Annotated in this window: 18 protein-coding genes; 7 read left to right on the forward strand and 11 right to left on the reverse strand. The window is 35.1% G+C overall.

Going from position 1 to position 21,862, the window contains the following annotated elements; genetic code table 11:
• Nucleotides 1-61 precede the first annotated feature (61 nt).
• Together GTR01_RS03470 and GTR01_RS03475 are read left to right on the forward strand one after the other, a co-directional pair.
• Entirely contained in the window at nt 62-904 is an 843-nt protein-coding gene (locus GTR01_RS03470; RefSeq protein WP_160136462.1) for a bifunctional helix-turn-helix domain-containing protein/methylated-DNA--[protein]-cysteine S-methyltransferase, read from the forward strand.
• A 182-nt stretch (nt 905-1,086) separates the two neighbouring features.
• Nucleotides 1,087-1,698: an alpha-ketoglutarate-dependent dioxygenase AlkB family protein gene (locus GTR01_RS03475; RefSeq protein WP_160136463.1), complete on the forward strand. Its 612-nt coding sequence runs from the start codon at nt 1,087-1,089 to the stop codon at nt 1,696-1,698.
• A gap of 113 nt (nt 1,699-1,811) precedes the next feature.
• On the opposite strand, the gene GTR01_RS03480 is transcribed toward GTR01_RS03475, so the two are convergent.
• The 4 genes from GTR01_RS03480 to GTR01_RS03495 all read right to left on the reverse strand — a co-directional run bounded on the left by GTR01_RS03480 (nt 1,812) and on the right by GTR01_RS03495 (nt 7,760).
• Complete coding sequence (locus tag GTR01_RS03480; protein WP_160136464.1) at nt 1,812-3,671, reverse strand: CocE/NonD family hydrolase; 1,860 nt, start codon at nt 3,669-3,671, stop codon at nt 1,812-1,814.
• Between the two features lie 389 nt (nt 3,672-4,060).
• A complete protein-coding gene (locus tag GTR01_RS03485) occupies nt 4,061-6,766 on the reverse strand; it encodes an outer membrane beta-barrel protein (protein ID WP_160136465.1) in 2,706 nt (901 codons plus the stop codon).
• A 75-nt stretch (nt 6,767-6,841) separates the two neighbouring features.
• Entirely contained in the window at nt 6,842-7,261 is a 420-nt protein-coding gene (locus GTR01_RS03490) for an SH3 domain-containing protein (protein ID WP_045500166.1), read from the reverse strand.
• A gap of 10 nt (nt 7,262-7,271) precedes the next feature.
• On the reverse strand, nt 7,272-7,760 hold the full coding sequence (locus tag GTR01_RS03495; RefSeq protein ID WP_160136466.1) for a BON domain-containing protein: 489 nt from the start codon (nt 7,758-7,760) through the stop codon (nt 7,272-7,274).
• 220 nt (nt 7,761-7,980) lie between these two features.
• Between GTR01_RS03495 and GTR01_RS03500 the strand changes: the two genes are divergently transcribed.
• Nucleotides 7,981-9,231, forward strand: a complete 1,251-nt coding sequence (locus tag GTR01_RS03500; protein ID WP_160136467.1) for a dicarboxylate/amino acid:cation symporter — start codon at nt 7,981-7,983, stop codon at nt 9,229-9,231.
• Nucleotides 9,232-9,234: 3 nt separating this feature from the next.
• On the forward strand, nt 9,235-9,957 hold the full coding sequence (locus tag GTR01_RS03505; protein ID WP_160136468.1) for a phytanoyl-CoA dioxygenase family protein: 723 nt from the start codon (nt 9,235-9,237) through the stop codon (nt 9,955-9,957).
• Between the two features lie 81 nt (nt 9,958-10,038).
• Here GTR01_RS03505 and GTR01_RS03510 read toward each other — a convergent pair whose 3' ends face one another.
• The gene (locus GTR01_RS03510; RefSeq protein ID WP_185155087.1) at nt 10,039-10,875 is read right to left on the reverse strand and encodes a discoidin domain-containing protein; all 837 of its coding nucleotides are present in this window, start codon (nt 10,873-10,875) and stop codon (nt 10,039-10,041) included.
• A gap of 393 nt (nt 10,876-11,268) precedes the next feature.
• Between GTR01_RS03510 and GTR01_RS03515 the strand changes: the two genes are divergently transcribed.
• Entirely contained in the window at nt 11,269-13,611 is a 2,343-nt protein-coding gene (locus GTR01_RS03515; RefSeq protein WP_160136469.1) for an outer membrane beta-barrel family protein, read from the forward strand.
• A 346-nt stretch (nt 13,612-13,957) separates the two neighbouring features.
• Here the strand turns inward: GTR01_RS03515 and GTR01_RS03520 are convergent, their stop codons facing one another.
• Entirely contained in the window at nt 13,958-14,413 is a 456-nt protein-coding gene (locus GTR01_RS03520; RefSeq protein WP_160136470.1) for a hypothetical protein, read from the reverse strand.
• Between the two features lie 150 nt (nt 14,414-14,563).
• Between GTR01_RS03520 and GTR01_RS03525 the strand changes: the two genes are divergently transcribed.
• Together GTR01_RS03525 and GTR01_RS03530 are read left to right on the forward strand one after the other, a co-directional pair.
• A complete protein-coding gene (locus tag GTR01_RS03525; protein ID WP_160136471.1) occupies nt 14,564-15,670 on the forward strand; it encodes an Mrp/NBP35 family ATP-binding protein in 1,107 nt (368 codons plus the stop codon).
• A 49-nt stretch (nt 15,671-15,719) separates the two neighbouring features.
• Complete coding sequence (locus GTR01_RS03530) at nt 15,720-15,968, forward strand: NifU family protein (RefSeq protein WP_045500144.1); 249 nt, start codon at nt 15,720-15,722, stop codon at nt 15,966-15,968.
• A gap of 68 nt (nt 15,969-16,036) precedes the next feature.
• On the opposite strand, the gene GTR01_RS03535 is transcribed toward GTR01_RS03530, so the two are convergent.
• The 5 genes from GTR01_RS03535 to GTR01_RS03555 all read right to left on the reverse strand — a co-directional run bounded on the left by GTR01_RS03535 (nt 16,037) and on the right by GTR01_RS03555 (nt 21,368).
• Complete coding sequence (locus tag GTR01_RS03535) at nt 16,037-16,750, reverse strand: barstar family protein (RefSeq protein WP_160136472.1); 714 nt, start codon at nt 16,748-16,750, stop codon at nt 16,037-16,039.
• Between the two features lie 34 nt (nt 16,751-16,784).
• Nucleotides 16,785-17,174 carry a DUF3060 domain-containing protein gene (locus tag GTR01_RS03540; protein ID WP_160136473.1) on the reverse strand — a complete coding sequence of 130 codons (390 nt, stop codon included), beginning with the start codon at nt 17,172-17,174 and terminating at the stop codon, nt 16,785-16,787.
• Nucleotides 17,175-17,396: 222 nt separating this feature from the next.
• Nucleotides 17,397-20,435: a choice-of-anchor I family protein gene (locus GTR01_RS03545; protein WP_160136474.1), complete on the reverse strand. Its 3,039-nt coding sequence runs from the start codon at nt 20,433-20,435 to the stop codon at nt 17,397-17,399.
• Between the two features lie 133 nt (nt 20,436-20,568).
• Nucleotides 20,569-20,718, reverse strand: a complete 150-nt coding sequence (locus GTR01_RS03550; RefSeq protein ID WP_160136475.1) for a hypothetical protein — start codon at nt 20,716-20,718, stop codon at nt 20,569-20,571.
• Nucleotides 20,715-21,368, reverse strand: coding sequence for an NAD-dependent epimerase/dehydratase family protein (locus GTR01_RS03555; RefSeq protein WP_160136476.1), 654 nt, complete (start codon nt 21,366-21,368; stop codon nt 20,715-20,717). Before GTR01_RS03555 ends, GTR01_RS03550 begins: the two co-directional genes overlap by 4 nt.
• Nucleotides 21,369-21,862 lie beyond the last annotated feature (494 nt).

Below are 21,862 nucleotides of genomic sequence, written 5' to 3' on the forward strand. Positions count from 1 at the left end.
AAGAATCGGATTTTTTCTGCCGTATATTCTTTGGAAATTTGTGAGGTAAAAACAACATATAATGTCCACACAAAGTCAAATAGATTACAACAGAATTGCTAAAGCGATAGAATATATCCAAAGCAATTTCAGACTTCAGCCAAGTTTGGAGGAAGTGGCAGAGAATATTCACTTGAGTCCGGCTCATTTTCAGAAGATCTTTACAGATTGGGCAGGAACAAGTCCGAAAAAATTTTTACAGTTCATCAGCCTTGAACACGCTAAAAATTTATTGAAGGAAGAAAAGGCAAGTATTTTTGATACCGCTTATGAAACGGGGCTTTCCAGTACAAGCAGATTGCATGATTTGTTTGTAAAAATAGAAGGAATGTCTCCGGCTGAATATAAAAATGGTGGAAAAAGCCTTGCGATTAATTATAGTTTTTCAGAAAGTCCGTTTGGAAATATCCTGGTAGCTTCTACAGAAAAAGGAATCTGCTATATGGCTTTTGAAAACGATAAAGAAACGGCATTAGGGAATTTACAGCATAAATTTCCTAATGCTTCTTTTTTTGAAAAGCAGGATGTACTTCAGAAGAATGCATTGTCCATATTCGATAAAGACTGGACGAAACTCAATACCATCAAGCTTCATTTAAAAGGTACCGATTTTCAGTTAAAAGTTTGGGAAAGCTTATTAACCATTCCTATGGGAAAACTGTCTACTTATGGTAGCTTAGCAGAGAAAATAGGAAATCCTAAAGCTTCTAGAGCCGTGGGAACGGCAATAGGCAGTAATCCTGTAGCATTTTTAATTCCCTGTCATCGTGTTATTCAGTCTACCGGACATCTCGGCGGCTACCGATGGGGAAGTGACAGAAAACAGATGATTGTAGGTTGGGAGAGCTCGCAGCTTTATTCGTAACTATTTAAACCACAAAAGTTACAAAAGTTTTTTAGACCCTTAAGCTTCCGAGAATATACGATTTTCACTAATATCTCAGTTGAAGACGTAAATAATCCCTTTCTTTTGACGGGGTGTTTTATAATAAACTACAATTCCTTTTCAAAAACATTATGTAATTTGTATTACCAAAATCAAAAGCAATGCTCAGCCTGTTCGATGAAACACCAGATTACCCTTTAAGTCTCCTTCCAAATGATGGAACTGTTCTGTACTATGGAAAAGTTTTCTCAAAAGAAGAGACAGAAACTTATTACGATTATCTTTTCAATCAAATTCCATGGGAACATGATGAGGCCGTGATTTTTGGAAAACTGATCCTTACCAAAAGAAAAGTAGCCTGGTTCGGCGAAAAAACTTTCGAATATACTTATTCCAATAGAACAAAATATGCAAAACAATGGACTCCCGAATTGCTGAAATTAAAACAGAAATGTGAGGAAGTTTCAGGAAAAACCTATAATTCCTGCCTGCTTAATTTATATCATGATGGCAGTGAAGGAATGGCTTATCACAGCGATGGAGAAACTGATCTGAAAAAACACGGAGCCATTGCTTCCCTGACTTTCGGAGCGGAAAGAAAGTTTTTATTTAAACATAAAACCACTAAAGAAAAGGTTGAAATATTCCTGGAGAACGGAAGTCTGCTTATTATGAAAGGAACAACTCAGGACAATTGGCTTCATAGGTTACCACCTACCACCAAAGTGAAAACTCCAAGAGTGAATCTTACCTTCAGAACGATTGAAGAATAAACCCTTACCGATTAAGCTAATCCCGCAGATATATAACGTAATCATCTGCAAAATCCGCTTAATCCGTGAGAGCATAAAACAAAAAAGCTGTTCGAACGAACAGCTTTTTCAATTTATTTTAAGACATCAGCTTCAATAGAGCTGTCACCATACACTTTAATAAATGCTTTAGTGTAATCTTCCTTCGAAGCAAAATTCGGATTATCCATGAATTTCTGAGGGTTTACAGCAAAAAGCGGAAACCACGTACTGCTGATCTGGATCTGAATTTTATGCCCCTTTTTGAAAGTGTGAACTACATCCTGAAGTCTGAAGTTCACTGCTGTTTTCTGATCCGGAACTAAAGCTTCTCCTTTCTCTTTAGTGTTTCTGAATCTTGCAGGCATTATTTCACTTCTTACCATTTGGTGGTAGTTTCCATAAATTACGCCATCTTTCTTTTCAGTCGGTTTGAAATCTTCAGGATATACATCGACTAATTTTACAGCAAAATCAGCATCCGTAGAAGAAGATGAAATATTAAGTTTTGCCATGATCTCTCCTGCGAAGGCAATATCTTCTGTCAGGACATCGGTGGTAAACGTTAATACATCAGGTCTTCCGACAGCAAACCTTTGGTCTTCCGACATGTAATTTTTTGGAGTGAATCCATTAAAATCTTTTAAATGATCTGAGCTTAAAACCGGATTATTTGGATCACTATAATATTCAGAATATCCTTGCCCTGAAGTTTGCTTTAATGTTTTATCAGAAAGATAGAAATTAACTTTTTGAGCATTTTTAGGAGGATAAGAAGCAAATTCTTTCCATTGTTTTGATCCGGTATCATACATTAAAGCTTCAGGAAGCCCTGCATCTTCTTTTGTATTTCCTTTCAGATAATGACTGAAGAATTTTGTTTCTACATTTTTTTGGTAGTAGGTTGCAATACTATCTCCGAAGTAAGTCTCACTGTGAAAGTGTTTCCCTTGTTCCTGAGACCACCCACCATGCGAAAATGGCCCCATTACAATTGTATTTTTCGCTTTAGGACTTGTTTTTTCTATTGTTTTATAAATGTTTAAAGGCCCTGAAAGATCTTCAGCATCAAACCAGCCCCCGACAGTCATTACTGCATGATTGATATTTTTCAGGTGAGGAAGAAGGCCTCTCTTTTGCCAAAATTCGTCATAGTTGGTATGATTCATAATTTCCGTCATAAAGAAATTATTTTTATAGTATTTTTCATAGCCATCTTTAAGAGTACCCATGTCTCTATAGAACTTTAGGCCATCTTCGGAAGTTTGTTTCACGAAAGAATCCATATACCATGCCTTTTGTTCCGGTTTTGTTTTCTGAACGCCAAAAACGGGAAGCGTTCTGAAATATCCCAGCATAAATCTTCCGTTATGAAGAAAATCATCATTCCAGAAATCAGAAATTGGTGCTTGTGGGGAAGAAGCTACTAAAGCAGGGTGCTGTGCCAATGTTCCAACAGCTGTATAAAACCCAGGATAAGAAGTTCCAAATTGTCCTGCTTTGCCATTATTATCTTTAATGTTTTTCAAAAGCCAGTCGATAGTATCGTAGGTATCTGTACTTTCGTCAACATCTTTTTTTGTTTTACGTTCTACCTGTGGAGTCATATTGGTAAATGTACCTTCACTCATATATCTTCCACGTACATCCTGATATACAAAAATATATTTGTCTTTCATCAGGTAGGTGTTAGGTCCCACTTTTGTTTTATATTCATTTTCACCATAAGGAGCAATGCTGTAGCAGGTTCTTTGCATGAGAAACGGATATTTGTTCTTATTTGAAATATCCTTAGGAATATACACTGCAGTGAAAAGCTTCACACCATCACGCATTGGAATATAAAATTCTTTCTTGGTAAAATTATCTTTAACGAAATTGTCTTTTGGCTCAGCTTTCTGGGCTTTTCCAAGAGCGAAAAGAAGAATGAATAAAACTGAAATATGGGTTTTCATAAGTAAAATTTGTGGCTAATTTAGAAATAAAAATACTTTCCCACCATTTTCTCAGATGAATCTTCTTTTAAAAGTAGATTTGTTTTGATTTTTTACTGTTGATTGTGGAGTTTGTAAAAGAATGTTTTGTGATGAGGAGAGAATTGTATAGATAAAAACCACTTCGTCAAAAATTCTTTGGATTTTTGACACTCCTCCGGAGAAGGGGAATGTTCACTCCTTCAACTGAGATATTAGTGAAAATCGTAGATTCTCGGAAGCTTAAATGTACTTTTCAAACAGTTCGCAGTAATTTAATAAATAATTTAAGTGTTTAAAAAGCTTTTGTGGTTAAAAAAAAGCCGGAAAAATTCCCGGCCATTGATTTAAAGTATATAAAAGTATGGTGTTTATTTCTTTTTCGGTTTTTTGCCTGCAAATTTATTCAGTTTCATACTAAGAGAAAACATGATATAGCGTTTCAGAATAAGATCTTCACGGTCTTCAAAATAAGAATCTGTAATGGTTCTTTTTACGCTTTGGTTTTGATTCAGTACATCATAAACCTTTATTTTTGCTGTCAGCTGCTTATTATAAAATGAATATCCCAGGCTGGCATTCCAGAAATAGAAGTCTTTTTTAAATCCTGGAGCAATATTCGAATTGGTGTTGTAAGAAAAATCATTTCCAATAAAAAAAGCCTTTTGAAACAGATAATTAGTTACTTCAACTCTTAAAGATTGATTGGTGGTATTTACGGTATTTACATTATAATTGGTATAATTTGAAAAACTATATCCAAGGCTATAGGATGGTTTTATGGTAAATATATCTTTAATTTCATAATTCAGGTTAAGTCCCGGATTGAAGCTATAAGCTCTGCTTTTATATTCCTCTCCATTAATAAACCCATTATTAAAATTATAATTCATACTAAATCTTGGAGCAATTCTGAGTTTATGGTCATTCCATTTAAAAGTTTTAGTAAGGCCAAAACTGAAACTGAAATTTTTGTTTCCGCTTATATTGCTGTAAGTAACAATTTGCCTTCCGGAATTATCATATTTGGAATAATTGATAACATCATTATTTCTATAGGTAAATCCAGCCATAACATAATAGTTTAGATTTTTAACCATATTATAACTATTGAAAGCGATATTAGATTCGTTTGTCCATGTATTTTTAAGGTCAGGATTTCCGGTATTAGTAATAAGAGGATTGGATTCATCCTTAAAAGGAATGAGCTTTCCGGCATCAGGAATGGTGAAACTCGAAGAGTTGGAGATAATTAATGTTTGACGGTCAGCAAAAGAATATCGGAAATTGGTTGAATACTTGGGAAGTACAAAGTTTTTCTGAAAATTATACAGCTTTCCATCAAAGACAGAATTAACATTCATATCCGAAATATCAGCATTTACAGTGGCCCAGACACCGAATTTCTTTTTATAAAGATAATAGGATAATTCAGGAGAAAACTGATTAATTCTTTGATCCATGCTGTTGGAGAGGCGACTGTTATATTGAGAATACTGCCCCGTAACAGGATCAAAATCATTGAAATCCTTTATATCCTTTGATAATTTAGAGTTGTATTGCAAGCTGATCCCTATGGTGGCAGAATCTGAAATAGGTTCAGTATATTTTGCCATAAAATTATAGTTATTATCTTGAGAACGGGTTTTCTGTAGCTGATTACGGTTGTCAGTGGTGATATCAGAGTCTTTATAGAACGTATTCAGAGACTGATTGATATTGTCATTATTAGATTCAGAAATAGTAGTATTGATCATAGCCATGATCGACCTGTTCTTTTTCTTAAAATTTTTGAAAAAATTAATATTAGGACTGAAGCTATTGCTTTCTCCTTTAGTTCTGGTTATATTCTTACTTTCATTCAACAGTTTATCATCCCTTAAAGTTGAAGAGGTAGATTGCCCTGTATTGAATGTTTCTGATTTAGAAAATGAGGGAGCTATGTAGATATTGGTCAACGAATCCAGTTTGATCCCTACAGAACTGTTAAAATTATATTGTTTTGATTCATTTTCATTGTTGCTCTCAGAATCTGTTTTGAGAGTGAAATCAGGGAGAAGTGTTGTTTTTGAGGCTTTGGATCGGGTTTCATTATTAGAATTTGTGTATTGTAGGCTAAGATTTTCAAGATTGCCATCCTTTCCAAGTTTGTCATTATAGTTCAGTCCAAAGCTGCTGAACTTTTGAATCCCACTTCCTTGTCCTCCACTTGAGCGTCCCATTGTATCAAAGATCTGATCTCCTGAACTGCTCTTTGAATTGATGTTATTAGCAGATGCCAAAACACTGATTTTGGTATCTCCTTTAAAATAGTTTAAGAATGCATTCCCTTCATATCGTTTATCAGAACCATAGCCTGCCAATATTTTTGAGATTAAACCTTTGTTTTTCTTTTCGTCAATATTGAAATTAATGGTGGTGTTTTGAGATTTTGGAGCTCTTTTGGTCAGTTCCTCCTCTTTAGTTTTAGTTGTAGTAAATTGGATGTTTTTAATAATATCTGCTGGTAAATTTTGTAGTGCCGTCTTTCCTTCTTTGTCAAAGAACGGTTTTCCATTGACCATAATCTGATCTACGGCTTTTCCATTTACTGTTATTTTCCCATCATTACCGATTTCTACTCCGGGAATTTGTTTCAAGAGCTCATCGATTTGACTGTCCGGACGTACTTTAAGAGCAGAAGCATTGAACTCTATGGTGTCATTTTTTATTTTCACCGGCAAAACGGTAATCTTTACCTCATCAATTGTAATTACTTTCTTTTTTTCAAGCTCTATATCCCCCAGAGATAGTGATTTTTGGATTTTCTCAAGAGTCTTTGAATAAGAATATTTTTCGGTGTCAATCTTTAAAAAGGAAGGCTCATTTATCTCATCAGTCTGTAATGAAAATTTACCTTCTTTATTGCTTGATGTATAATTGATGATTGATGAATCTTTTGCCTTTAGTAAATATATGGTAGCATTTTCCACGGGCTTTTTTTCCGGATCGGATACTTTTCCGTCAACATATAGTCTTTGGGAATATACAATCAGGAAATTGCATATCAAAAACAATAATAATAAGATTTTCTTCATTGAGCTTTCCAAAACGTAAAAATAAAAAAACATCCCAATATAGGGATGTTCCTTGTGAATATTTCAAAAAATATTTTATGCTCTTAAATATCTTGAATAAGCATATCCTTCCTGGCCGTCAGCAGTTTTTACTTTCCACCAGTCATCAGAAGTCTGCTCGATTAAAGTTACTGCAGAACCTTTTGCAGCTTTCCCTACTACAGCAGCTTCAGTAGAAGGCTCTTGTCTGATATTCAGATTAGATTCATCTGTAGCTACCGTAAGAGAAGCACCTGAAGCAAGACCTGCAACTTGTACATCGATGTTGATATCTGAAGCAGAATAAGTAGAATCAATAGCTCCTAAAGCATTCCAAACTGCATCTTTTGCTGCAGTATTAGAAGCATCTCCGGAAACATATAGAATTCCGTCCTGTTCCTGAACCTGTAGGTTTGAAATCCCAGCAGACTGAGCCGCTGAAACTACGCTTGAATATTTATCTTGTAATGTACTCATCTTAATTTAATTATTTTACTGTGTAGTTAAATTTAACTTTACCAACTTTTAAAGCGTCAACAGACTGCTTGATTTTCTTAGCTTGTTCCTTAGAAACATTTCCTGTAAGGGTAAGCTCATCATTGATAACTTCTACTTTTACTGTTGGGAAATCTTTTACTGCATCCTGAACTTTTTTCTGAACAGCAGGATCTACAGCAGATTTAGTTTCAACAGGTGCAGGAGCTGGAGTAGCTTCCACTTTAGACATATCCATTACGTCTTTTACTCCTTTGATTGCTTTTAATTGTGCAATCATAGCATCTTTAGACGCTTGATCCGCGAAAGTTCCGCTTAAGTGAGCCACACCTTCTTTTACTTCAACAGAAGCATTGGGATTAGAAGTTACTACAGTGGTAGCCTGAGTCTGAAGATCGGCATCAGAAACTTTCTTTTTACAAGAAACTGCCCCGAAAGATACAGCTACAGCTAATGCAGCCATTGCGATAGTTTTTTTCATATTGTATATTTATTAATGTTGTTATACAATCAAATGTAATAATAAAATTTGTACCAAAAGAATAAAAATTCAATAAATGTTTCTTAAATTTTTTACAATATTTTCTGAACCAGCGATTTAATTTTTATGTTTCAGAAACTTAATATGGCCTTAGCGTGATTAGAATAAAATATTCTGCCAATTCAAAAACCATTATATTTGCGCAAATTGAACTATATATATGAAAGGACAGAATAAACTTTTTATAGCAATTATCATCGCTCTTATCCTGGGAGTAGGAATCGGAGGAGTTGTACACGTACAATATCCGGACAGTGCAGAACCATTTTCCAAGAATATTAAATTATTGGGAACCGTTTTCATCAGGTTGGTACAGATGATTATTGCGCCTTTGGTTTTTACTACCCTTGTGGTGGGAATTGCCAAAATGAGTGATATCAAAATGATCGGAAGAGTAGGAACAAAAGCAATGCTTTGGTTTATTTCCGCTTCTTTGGTTTCTCTTTTTATCGGGTTAATGCTTGTGAACTGGTTAGAGCCAGGACACGTCACTAAATTACCTGTTCAGGACGTTGCTTCAGCAGAAGATCTACTGAAAAGCAGTAAAAGTTTCTCTTTAGAAGACTTTGTAAAGCACATGATCCCTAAAAGTTTATTTGAAGCCTTCGCAACCAATGAAGTATTGCAGATTGTAGTATTTGCGATTATGTTTGGGGTTGCTTTAGCGAATTTAGGAGAAGAATATTCTAAACCGGTGGTGAAACTTTTTGACATCATAGCTCATGGTATCCTTAAAATGGTAGGATATATCATGTGGTTTGCTCCTCTTGGAGTGCTGGGAGCCATTGCTGCTGTGGTAGCTACCAATGGTTTTGAGATATTTAAAGTATACGCCATCTACTTGAGAGACTTCTTCTTTGCATTAGGTGTGCTTTGGCTGGTTCTTTTATTGGTAGGATATTTTATCTTAGGAAACAGATTGTTTGATCTATTAAAAAGAATCAAAGAACCATTGTTGATTGCTTTCTCTACAACCAGTTCAGAAGCGGTATTCCCGAAACTGGTAGAAGAACTTGAGAAATTCGGATGTAACAGCAGAGTAGTATCTTTTATTCTTCCTTTAGGATATTCTTTTAACCTGGATGGAAGTATGATGTATATGACATTTGCTTCAATCTTCATTGCACAGATCTATGGTGTAGAAATGACGATTGGGCAACAAATTACAATGCTTTTGGTATTGATGCTTACTTCAAAAGGGATTGCCGGAGTTCCAAGAGCTTCTTTGGTAATTATTGTAGCAACCTGTTCAATGTTTGGAATTCCGCCGGAAGGGATTGCATTGATCTTGCCAATTGACCACTTCTGTGATATGGGAAGAAGTATGACGAACGTATTAGGAAATACGCTGGCTACTTCAGCAGTATCAAAGTGGGAAGGACAGCTAACCGAACCTTTAGACAAAATTTAAATAATGAGTTTAAACAACTTATCAACTTATAAAAGCCATATTGAAAAATATGGCTTTTCAGTTATCAATGACGTTTTCTCCGATGAAGAAGTTGACCAGATCATTAAGGTTTTGGATCATATAGACACTTCCAAAGACAACTTCAGGAAATCAGAAGACTTATTTGCTATAAGACAGTTTTTAAAAGAAATTCCGGATGTTAAAGACCTCATCTTTAATGATAATGTTAAAAAGATCATCAAGGAAATTTTTGGTGACCGATATTTTGTAGTAAAGAGTATCTATTTTGATAAACCTGAAACTTCTAATTGGTATGTTGCTTATCATCAGGATTTGACGATTTCTGTGGATAAAAAACTGGAATTATCTGGTTTTGGCCCTTGGACAACTAAACAAAATCAATTTGCTGTACAACCGCCATTGAACATCCTGGAAAACATCTATACGATCAGAATTCATCTTGATGAGACCGATGAAAATAACGGAGCTTTAAAAGTGGTTCCGAAATCTCATGCTAAAGGAATTTACAGACCGGAAACAATAGACTGGAATGTAGAAACTGAAGCTATCTGTAAAGTAGAAAGAGGTGGTGTAATGCTTATGAAACCCCTTATACTGCATGGCTCAAACAGAACTACCAATGGAAAGAAAAGAAGAGTTATTCATATAGAATTTTCTGATAGAGAACTTCCGGAAGTCCTTCAATGGGCAGAAAGAATGAATTGATAAAATACAAAGCCCTTCAAAAAGTTTGAAGGGCTTTGTATTTATAGTGAACGATCTTGAATGAACCTTCATCTATTCCTACTATTTTGCTGAAATTTCATCAACAAAGATATACGTTTCACCACCTGTTTTCTGACGCGATCCGGGAAGTTTTCCAAAATAATAAGCTTTCACTTTAAGGTATCTTGCTTCAGTAGGAAGAATTTCTGTGGTAAAATCTTTGGTTTGTACTTTTTCATCTTTAGGATCAATATCATTTTCGATGGTATCCAGAAGAATAAAATCTTTAGCATTCATGGAGGCATAGTATTCTACTTTTTTGGGGATCAGAATTCGTGCTTTATTGTCCTGAAGGTAAGTAGAAGAAATCTTGGTGATTTGTTGAGGCGACTGAAAATCAATGACAGCTTCAAAATTTTGTCCCAAATATCCCTGCCAGTTTCCGTTTTTCCAATCTATATCTCCTCTTATTCCGTCAATTAATGCGAATTTTCCTGTGGCTGTATATTGAGGATCAATTTTTGAAAGGGTAGTAACTTCCCAATAATTAGGTCTTTTATTGAAGTTGGCTGTGGCTATTGGACTTTTTTCCCTTTTTCTTTCTGCATACGCCTGAACTTGTGTTGTTCTGCTGATAACAAATGGCTTTTTATAAGCTATAAACTTCTTTTTTTTGTTGATATCACGGGCATCCATGGTCATATAGTAGATTTTATCTCCAATAGCTTGTGGAGTGATCTCAACTTTGGTAGAAAAATCAAAGATTCTGTCTGCTTTAATGATTGGAGAAGCAATACCTTCTTGAAAAGCAGCGGGATGATCATTGACATCAATCACAGGATTAGTATGTTGAGAAGAATTTTGTGCATTCATAATCTGGGTCATCAATAAAGACAATGCAAGCAGCCCTTTTTTCATGTTCTGATATTATGAAGGGATATAAATCAAGTACAATACCAAAGGTGAGAAAAGAGAATGGGAAATTGTGAAAAAGTGGGTTGGAAGCTGGGAGGGGGAAGTTGGGAGTACTGTTAGTTGAGGAATAACTTTCAGTTTATTAATGGTAATTAATTGTTAAGTTTTGAAGAGAGTGGGAGGGAAGAGGGAGGTTGGGAGTGCTTTTAGCCGATGAATAACTTTCAGTTTATTGTGGGTAATTAATCCACAAGTTTAGAGATTCTGTTAAGGAAATATCAGTTATAATCAGACTTCAATAACTTCCCTCTTCCAGCTCCCAGCCTCCTTTCCTCTTAATATGTAATAAAACTCAATCTCAGATTGTCTTATATAAAACTATGATTATCAAATTATATGAAGAAGATATTACTTTCAGCGGTTATTTTATTACCTGCAGCTCTTTTTTCTCAAACCATTACAGGGAAGATTACACAAACGGGAAAAGCGGTTTCTTATGTTGAAATTATGGCAGTGAAGGATCAGAAAAAGCAGACTGCTATTTCTGATGAAAAAGGAAATTATTCACTGAAACTTTCTGAGAAAGGGAATTATAATATTAAACTGATACAGGACGGAACTGAAGTTTCTGTTATGGACATTGCTATACAAGGTGATGTAAAACAGGATTTTTTTATTGAAGAGAAAAAAGAAAAACAAATTGAAGGGGTAACACTCACTGCCAGAAAAAAATTGATTGAAAGAAAGGCTGACAGATTGGTTTTTAATGTTGCAAATTCTGTGGCCTCTCAGGGAATGGATGGCGCAGATGCACTATCTACAACACCATTAGTAAAGATTGATGAAAATACCGGAGTGTCCATTGTTGGAAAAAGCGGAGTATCCGTTATGATTAATGACAGAATTCTCAACCTTTCTTCAACCGAACTTATTACTTATCTTAAAAGTTTAAGGTCAGAAAATATAGAAAAGATTGAAGTAATTACTGCTCCTCCGGCCAAATATGAAGCCCAGGGAAACAGTGGTCTTATCAATATTGTTCTGAAGAAAAATCAAAATTTGGGATGGAGCGGAAGTCTTACAACAAGTTTTCAGCAACAGACTTATCCTGGTTTTTCAAACAGTACAACGATCAATTATCAGAATGAAAAATTACGCTCCTCATTAAAGTTGAGACAAAGCAAATACCAAAAACATTCTTTTGAAAACTACAGAATAACGGGAATAGAAGGACTTAAAAGCCATGATGACAGGAAAGATTTTGGAGATGGACTTGGAGCTAATTTGAGTGTTGATTATCAACTCAATGAAAAATCAAATGTAGGCTTTATTTATGATTATGGATTTGGACATTCCAATATGGATATTGAGAATACTTCGGATTACTTTCAGAATGATCAGTATACCAATACGCTTTCTACTTACGCTGAACATAGGGGGAAATCTGCGCAACATACAATAAGTGCTTACTATGACTTTAAGTTTGGAAAGCAGGATAATAAATTGAGCATTACAGGAAATTATTTTTCCAATCTACCTAAAACGACTATAGATTTTACAACGATAGAAAACTCCGGGAATGAATTTGTTGTGAGATCACCATCAGTAGTGGATTATAAAATTTATTCAGGTCAGGCAGATCTTACTTTGCCTTATGAATTTGCTAAAACAGAAGCTGGAATAAAATTTACCAATTTCGATAATAATTCAAGTATCTTTTACCAAAACCTTGAGAGTGGTAGGTATGTAACGGATGTTTCGAAGAGTAATGAATTTAAGTACAATGAGAAAAATTATGCTGCTTATTTCAGTCTTGAGAAATCATTCAATGAAAAATGGTCGGCAAAAGTGGGTCTTCGCTATGAGTATTCTACGGTGAATGGAAACTCTCTTACTTCCGGACAGCAGTCAGAAAATTCTTATGGTAAGTTTTTCCCGACCGCTTATGTGAGTTATAAGAGTGATGAGAATAATACATTCAGTCTTAATTATTCTAAAAGGATCAACAGACCGGGATTCCGTGCGATTAATCCGTATCGCTGGTATATCAATGTAAACTCATACTTTACAGGAAATCCTTTTTTACAGCCTTCCATTAATCATAATTTTGAATTTTCTCATGTCTATAAAGGGAAATTGTCAACTACGCTTTATTTTCAGAGAACATTGGATGGCTTTGGTCAATTGGCTAGTCTGTCCGGAGAAAGCAGAACAAGTACCTTTTTCAATTATTATCATCAAAACAGTATAGGTGCGACCATCAACTATTCAGATACTTTTTTCAAACGTTGGGAAGCCAATTACTCGGCAGATTTATCGTATACCAATATGGGCGTTTTTACTACTGACGCTTCTTCTAAAAAAGGATATGGTTATGATTTTGATATTCAGAATAATATATCACTCAATAACAAAAAAACGGTTCAACTTATTGCCAACTATTGGTTTAGGCTGCCTTCGAATTACGGAAATATACGATGGGAATTTATAGGGAATTTTACAGCTGGGTTAAAGATGAATCTGATGGATAAAAACTTACAGGTTAATGTCATTGTTTCAGATATTTTCAAACAATCAAGAAGTAAAGGAGAAATATTTTATACCACCGGGTCTCATTATTTCAACAACTATTATGATGCAAGAAGGCTTACTGTATCGGCAACTTATACATTCGGAAATAAGAAGGTAAAAGGAGCCAACCGTAATGTCAATTTTGATGAAAAGAACAGAGCGAATTGATGCTGGAAGCTATGATTAATTGTAAATACTTAATAAGATTAATCAGAGGAAGGGTATTATGATGATTGTATTATTAAATTTAACGAAAAGATCTTATAATATAGCTGTAATATTTTGAGGAAGCAAAGCTGGAATCAATTTCATTGATTCTTTTGAAGCGGACGCATAGTACAGCTTAATCGGCGACTTTGTCACTGTCTTAGCTCCCTTAAAATAATACATAATCTAAATGAAATCTTTGCGTTTTAAAAATATAATGTAGGTTTATGTAAACGTTTTTATAATCATTTAGTTAATTGAAAGGCTGGAAGTAACCTCAAGCCTCCGCCTTCCAGCTTCTTTATCTCTACACCTCACCTTCAAACAGGTCATTAAGATATTCTTCCTTATGGTTTTCCAGTCTTGCGGTTCCCAGGTATTTTTTCCATGCCTGAGACTCATGATAAACGATGCCCATTTCCCAAACGCAGTACGTTGGAAGATGGGTTTTATTTCTATCCCAGATCTCGAATTTTCCGGTTCCATCGTAATAGACACTTTCCCATAATTCATTCTCACTTCGCCAGGTACAGACTAGAAGAAGGTAATTTTCACCACATCGGTGCATAATGACAAACCCAAGATCTTCAATATCCTGAAAGTTTTCACTGGCATTTTCAATACACATTTTAGCATTTTGAATATCCTGTGCAGAAACATCTACAGGATTTTTAGCCAGATTATACCATTTGAATCTGGTTTTTCCTACAACGAATATTTCTTTGGGTAATGCATATTTAGACGGATAAGCAGTCGTTTCCATAGATTTTATTTTAATGACGGGTGATTCTTCATGATGAAAAAACAGGATAAACAAAATTTTTAACGATCTGATTTATCACCTGATATTATAGATTTTATTGATTCTAAATTACCGAAAAAAAACGTAAATTTGTAAACAATTTATATTTATATGTTGACGAAAGAAAAGGTTCAGGAATTCCTTAAAGAAATAGAAGTAGATGACTTGGTGAATAATCTTCAGATTATGGGTAATGATGTTTATATTGACATGACGGCTCATTCACCGGCAATGCACGAAAAGAAAAAGCTGGAAGCTGCCATGAAGCAGGCTTTTGCTAGTGAGTTTGGAGAAGACGTTCATTTAAAACTTAAAATCGTATCTCCGGAACCTAGTGAAATTCAGCAGAGTCAGATTAAAGGAAAACAAATTCCAGGAATTCAAAATATTATTGCTATTGCTTCAGGTAAAGGAGGAGTAGGAAAGTCTACAGTTTCTGCAAATATGGCAGTAACTTTAGCTAAAATGGGTTTTAAAGTAGGATTATTGGATGCTGATATCTATGGACCTTCCGTTCCTACAATGTTTGATACAGAAGGTGCAAAGCCAATTTCTGTAGAAGTAAACGGAAAGAGTATGATGAAGCCTATTGAGAATTATGGCGTGAAAATGCTTTCAATAGGATATTTCTCCGGAGCTAATCAGGCGGTTGTATGGAGAGGGCCAATGGCTTCTAAAGCATTAAATCAAATGATCAGAGATGCTGCTTGGGGTGAATTGGATTTCTTATTAATTGACCTTCCTCCGGGAACAGGTGACATTCACTTATCAATCATCCAGGAAGTTCCTGTAACAGGAGCTGTAATCGTAAGTACACCTCAGCATGTGGCTTTAGCAGATGTAAGAAAAGGTATTGCGATGTTCCAGATGGAAAGTATCAATATTCCGGTTCTTGGATTAATCGAAAATATGGCGTATTTTACACCGGAAGAACTTCCTGAGAATAAATATTATATCTTTGGAAACCAAGGAGCACAATATCTGGCAGAAGATCTAGGAATTCCGGTACTAGGAGAAATTCCTTTGATCCAAAGTATCAGAGAAGCAGGAGATGTAGGAAGACCAGCAGCGCTTCAGGAAGATTCTAAAATTGCAGAGATCTATACTGAAACAGCAAGAAAAATGGTAGAAAGCCTTGTAGAGAGAAATAAAAACCTTCCTCCAACAGAGGCTGTGAAGATCTCCACAATGGCAGGATGCTCTCCAAAAGCAAAATAATAATAACTTTCAATCAAATTTGAAAAAACCGAATTGAACTGAAAAAAATATGGAAACAAACATAACGCACGAAGATACAGTAACAAGAGTAATGGAAGCTCTAGAAAGCATCAGACCGTTTTTAAATAAAGACGGTGGTGATATTGAGCTTATTGACGTGAAGGATAATCAGGTTTTTGTAAAACTTCTGGGTAACTGTTCCGGATGCTCGTTGAATTTTTCAACCTTAAAATTAGGGGTGGAAAACACAATCAAACAACACGCACCGGAAATTGAAAAGGTAGTCAACGTAGAATAATACTCTATCTGAGAAATTATAAATAGACAGGCTTTTATATAAGGCCTGTCTTTTTTGTTTTGATGAAATTAGCTCAATATAACTCTCACTTTGCGTTCTTCAAAGATCTCAATAATTATGTCAAAATATTCTTTTAAGACTTTTTTACTTCTATTATGATTTTTCCAATTAATTTCAGCCATTGATTTAACTCCAAAACCTCCGTAGAAACAGTCTACTAATGCATTTAAATTTCTGCCAAAATATCCTCCAGATCCATTAACTGTCTCTCCAATGGCACAATAGAATTCATTGATATTATCAAATAAATTTCCATCAAGTTCTATTTTTACATTTGGATGATCTATTTCTGGGGTTTGAATGTGAAATGCAAAACCAAGCCAGCCCTGTAATTCTTTTTTATGAAATTTTTTCCATAAATTTTTTTCAATGATTTCATTATTGATATACATTTTCAAAGCTTTCTGATAGCCAAAAGACTCATTCCAAACTATACCGTTTATTGTTAAATCATTTTCTTCACATCTTACAATCCTGAAATTAGAAATGAATGTTCCATGCAAAATTTTTTGATTCGAATCTAATGAATAAATAAATCCATTATTCTCTTTATTTTTAATTGATTGTTTGATTTCTTGTTTTGCTTTAGCAGTGTCACTAACATTAATCAATTTAATTTTGCGGTAAACGTATCTTGATTTTCTGCTTTCTAGAGAATCTACCTCATCTATATAGAAAATAATTTCTGGATTATTATCTGTGTCTAATGCAAATCCAAACATTATGGTTAATAGTTTTAAATAATAGTTATTATTTCTATTGTTTTACAACCTTGTTCCCTACTCCAGTAAGGGAAGCATTAGGTTTGCCTGATTTTGTGCCGGAGGTTCTATAGTATACCGTATTATTTCCGCCTTCTATATTGACGTTGTCTACTTTATCAATATATACTTTGTTTCCGGTTCCCGAAACAGAGATTTTTCTTGCACTTCCTTTAATTGTTACGGTATTATCACCTCCAGAAATTTCTGCATTTCCCCCATTGAGAGTATAATTAAGTTTATGCCCAACACCGTCTACCTGTATTGTTTTACCATCAGTTTGTTCCACTCCTTTTGTAGATTCTGTTTTTTTGGATTGAGAAAATGCTGTACCTGTTCCCAGTAATAGAATCGCTAAAATAGCTCCTGTTTTAATACTTTTCATATTGAATTTGGTTTTTTTGTTGGGATAAATATAAGTACAAAATAATTTTCTTATAGTTAATCAAAAGTTAAATGATTACTTTTTTGAAGATGAAACGTGCCTATTTAAAAAGAATAGATAGAATGAATACGGCTTGTACTCTAAATTCAAATTAAGGGTTTGTCCTCATCATAAAAAAAGCCTCTAAAATTAGAGGCTTCAATCAAATCGTAAAAATGTAGATTACTTTACAATAATTCTTTTCAGATGACCTTCTGACGTTTTCACAAGGTAAACTCCTGTAGAAAGATTGGAAGTATTTATTGTTAATGCATTTTTTTCTTTTCCAATCAATTTTCCGGACATATCGTATAATTCATAGTCTTGTTTTCTGTTGAAATATAAGGTGTTCCTTTTATTGACAGGATTCGGAAATATATTGAATGTCGCTTTTTCAGATTGTATTTCATCGGTTGCTAGAGTAAGAGGAAGAGCCACTTCATACATCGATAAAGTTCCGCTGATTTCATTCGCGATAATCACGTATCCTTTATGAGTAGTGGTATTTTCCGGAGCTATATAAATAATTCCTTCAGGGCCATTGTCTCCACCATAGGCTGAGGTAGAACGAGAATGTTTATAATCAGTAAAAGTAGGATTGTTGGGATTTGTAATATTATAAACCATTACCCCTCCTGTTCTTTCCAGAGTAATGAAAGCATAAGTTTGTCCGTTGATGTTTCCAAGAGCAACCCCTTCCGGCTCTGGGCCTTTTGCACGGCTTCTGCTTTTAATGGTGTTGGATTCATTATCTGCATTGAAAATCAATGGGTGATTAGCGGCAATATATCGTTCAAACTGATCTCCACTGTCATACACTTGCTGTTTAGTATCTGCATTAAAAATAGAGAATGAACGAGCTCCCAATGCTGCAATTTCTTCAAAATCTGCATCACCATCCGTATTTCCTGTAGCAGAGGAAACTCTGAATCTTCCCAGATTATAAGATGCTTTTAGTATGCTGGAATTCGGGAAAATAGCAGGATCTAAAGTATAATTGTTGGCTCCTACCGTAGTTCTCTCACTGTATCCTGAAAGATCTTTTTCATCTCCTTCATTGGCTGTTACAATATAATGGGTATTTCCTACTTTATAATTTTGTACAGCATCAGGAAGATAATAGGCTTTTACAGGCCAGTTGGCAATAAGAACCTCACCATTATTGTCGGAAGCATCAAAACCATTCCCCGGAAGGCTCATATCTTTTTTACCCAATCCCCAGATTCCTGTAATATTCTTAGTGGTAAGGTCAACCTCAGCAATGGCATTGTTTTCCTGTAGTGTTACCCACGCTTTTTGGCTGTCTGCACTTACTGTAATGTATTCAGGTTCCAGATCCTGAGACAAAGTATTGTTGGTTCTTACTTTTCTTAAACCAGTAGCTGTTAAAGCAGTAACCTGAGAATCAAAATTATTAAAATTAAGGGTTGTTACATTACTTTGGCTAAGAGTACCAATACCTCCGGAAATATCAATGATACTGATGGTTCCTTCTGGATCTATGGTATAAGCATCATTAGGCTCTCCTTCGTTGGCTGTCATTACTTTTGTTCCGTCTGGTGTAAAGGTTACCATATCCGGTAAAGCACCTACAGTTACCTGTTTTAGGAAGTTTCCGTTGATGTCAAAGAAAACTACAGATCCGTTTTGTTGTGGATTGGGATTTGGAGACGCTGCAGCAATAATTCCATTTTTTACAGCAATACTGGTAATTCCCCCATAAGCCGCCATATTGATTGTATTAACAACCGATGGTGTAGTAGGATTACTGAAATCAATAATATCAAAAACATCTGTAAGAGAACTGATGGTAAACAATCGTTGAGTAGCCGGATCATGAACTACAATTTCTGTAGAACTGTTATTGTTTCCGGAAGGATCAAAGCTTCCTATATAATTCAACTTAATCTCATTGGAAGGAACCGGTGCTGGCTTATCATTATCTACAATATAAATAGTTGCAGAATTATCCCCTGAAATGGTTGCTCCCGCTGGATTTTCTAAACTTACTACAAAATATTCAGCTTTTTGTTCTTCCAAAGTATCATCAATAATAGGAATGTTGACGGTATAGCTCGTTGTGGAAGGATTGATATTGATGGTCTGATTCGTTAAAGTAAAATCATTGCTATCTGCAGTACTGAAAGGAGCAGGTTTTACAACAAGATTAACTGTTGCTGCAGAAGGATTTGCTACATTAATTTTGAATGCCAATGTTCCGGCGTTTTCATTCACCTTAATAAAATTTTTCTCAAGAGAAACAGAAGTCCCGGCAGTTGTAAAAGTGGTGGATGTTCCTATAGTGATGGCATTATCACTGAAATCTTCAACAGTATTAGGTTTAAGAGTCAGATAATACGTTTGTCCCGGCACTAAGCCGGAAGTTGGGATGATGGTGATGGTATTATTGCTAAAAGCAGTGGTAAAGGGAACTTGTGTACCTGTAGCGTTTCCAAGGCGGAATTCTACAAGATTTTGTGCATTAGAATCGTTTATCGCAGAATTGTCCGTTAATCTTACGTTTTCATTAAAGGAAATAGTAGGATTAACTGTTGTTGAAGCATTGTTGGTATTGTTTGCAGGCAGATAGGTTGTTGTAGGTGGTGTGGTATCTGTACTTCCTGCCGGTGTTGCATCCACTGTAAAATTATCAAAACGGTTGTTACCACTTGTTCCGCCTCCTGTGGCGGAGAACTCAACTTTTAGTTTAAAATTAGGATTATTGGAAACTCCAGCCACTGCTGAAAAATCAAAACTAATTAACTGCGGGTTGGCATCCTGAGGAGAAACTGTTTGATACGGGATAAAAGTAGTGCCGTCTGTCGTATATGACCACGACTGAGTTCCTGCTCCCTGCCCGGATCTTCTTGTCGTAAACTTTACAATGACATTATTGTAACCTGTTGTTGGCAGATTAAACTGTAATGCTCCACCAATAGGGTTGTTGAACCTTAAATGAGTTCCGGATATATCGCCGTTTCTGGAATTTAAATTGTCAATATTAAAATTTTGTCCGGTACCACCAGTAAAATCAATTACACTTGTACCTCCGGCTATTGCAGTAAGAGAGCCGTTTACCAATGTAGCAGAAGGGGTCGTAATGGTCGCTTCGGACACATTATTGTTAAAATTCCAGTAATGGATAAGTGTCTGCCCGAAAAGCCCAGTCTGAAAAAAGAATGCGGCAATGACAGACCCTTTTAAAAGGTAGTTGTTGATCATTTTTGACTTTAATTAGATAAATACAAAAATGAACTTTATGTTTCGTAATTATTTTAATGTAATTTTAAGAAATGTTTAAAAAATAGGTCTTTTTCTGATAAAAGATAAAATAATAGTGTAGTTTAAGATTCAGCTATTTTGCAACCTTGCCTGAAAAATTTAACATTGTTCCTGATTTGGCACCTTCCAAAGGATGTTTCTGCATATAAAAATACCCTGAAACTGCAGTCAGAACCAAGAGTACAAAAATAACCAGAACAATTCTTTTTAACATGTCTCTCATATCGCTAAATTTTTAATATCTCTAATTTCTAAAGTTGAAGAAGGATACCCTTTTTTTACGGTATTGATCATCGCTTTTCCAACTTCGTGTAAAGTTAATGATTTTGATGGTAAAAAAATAGGAAAAAACCAAATAAAAGGTTTGAAAAACCATTTTACATTGATCTGGCCGTCAACAGGTTTCATAAAACCGGGTCTGAAATTGTAAGCGGCTTTAAAATTCATTTTTTTCAAAGCATTTTCTGTGCTGCCTTTTACTCTTGCCCACATCAGTTTTCCGCTTTCCGTGCTGTCGGTACTAGCTCCGGATACATAATTGAATACCATTTCCGGGTTTTGGTGTAAAACAACTTGTGCAAAATGTAGCGTCGTATCATAAGTGATTTTAGTGTAATCTTCTTCATTCATTCCCACACTACTGATCCCGGCACAAAAGAAGCAGGCATCATATCCTTTAAGATTTTCATCATTGAGATCGATGGATAAAAAATCGGAAACGATATATTCTTTCAGCTTTGGATGGTTTTTTCCTGATGGTTTTCGGCTGGCACTAAGGATCTCAGAAACATTCGGATTTTCAAGGCATTCCATAAGAACACCTTCACCTACCATTCCTGTAGCTCCAGTAAGGATTATTTTAATTGAGTTCATTGCTTTGCTATTGATAGTTGTATGACGAATGAGAGTGGGGGATTACTTTAAAAAAAAGATAAAAGATAAAAGATAAAAGATAAAAGATAAAAGATAAAAGATAAAAGATAAAAGATAAAAGATAAAAGATAAAAGATCTTGTCGTTAAACAACTTTTATCTGTGTACATATGCATGAGGATATCAACATCAATAGGGGCGGGCTTTAGCCTGGCCGCTCAATAAATAAAATAAACCAATTCATTGGCTTTAGCCAAAACTTAAAAATGGTGGATTGGTAATGAATATTTCAGTTTATAGGTATAATGAGATTGCTTCCTCAGCTCGCAATGACGATTAAGAATGGTAATAGATGCGTATATTCTAGCCCTGATTGCAGTGGCATCCTTTTTCTGATTGGGGAAGGAGAGGGCGAAAAAGATACAGCGGAAAGCAGGAAATAGCTCCTAAAAATAAAACCGGACGAAAACTGCCCGGTTTTGATTGAAATTATGT

Origin of the sequence: Chryseobacterium sp. c4a (assembly GCF_009900745.1) — a bacterium.
Lineage (GTDB): Bacteria > Bacteroidota > Bacteroidia > Flavobacteriales > Weeksellaceae > Chryseobacterium.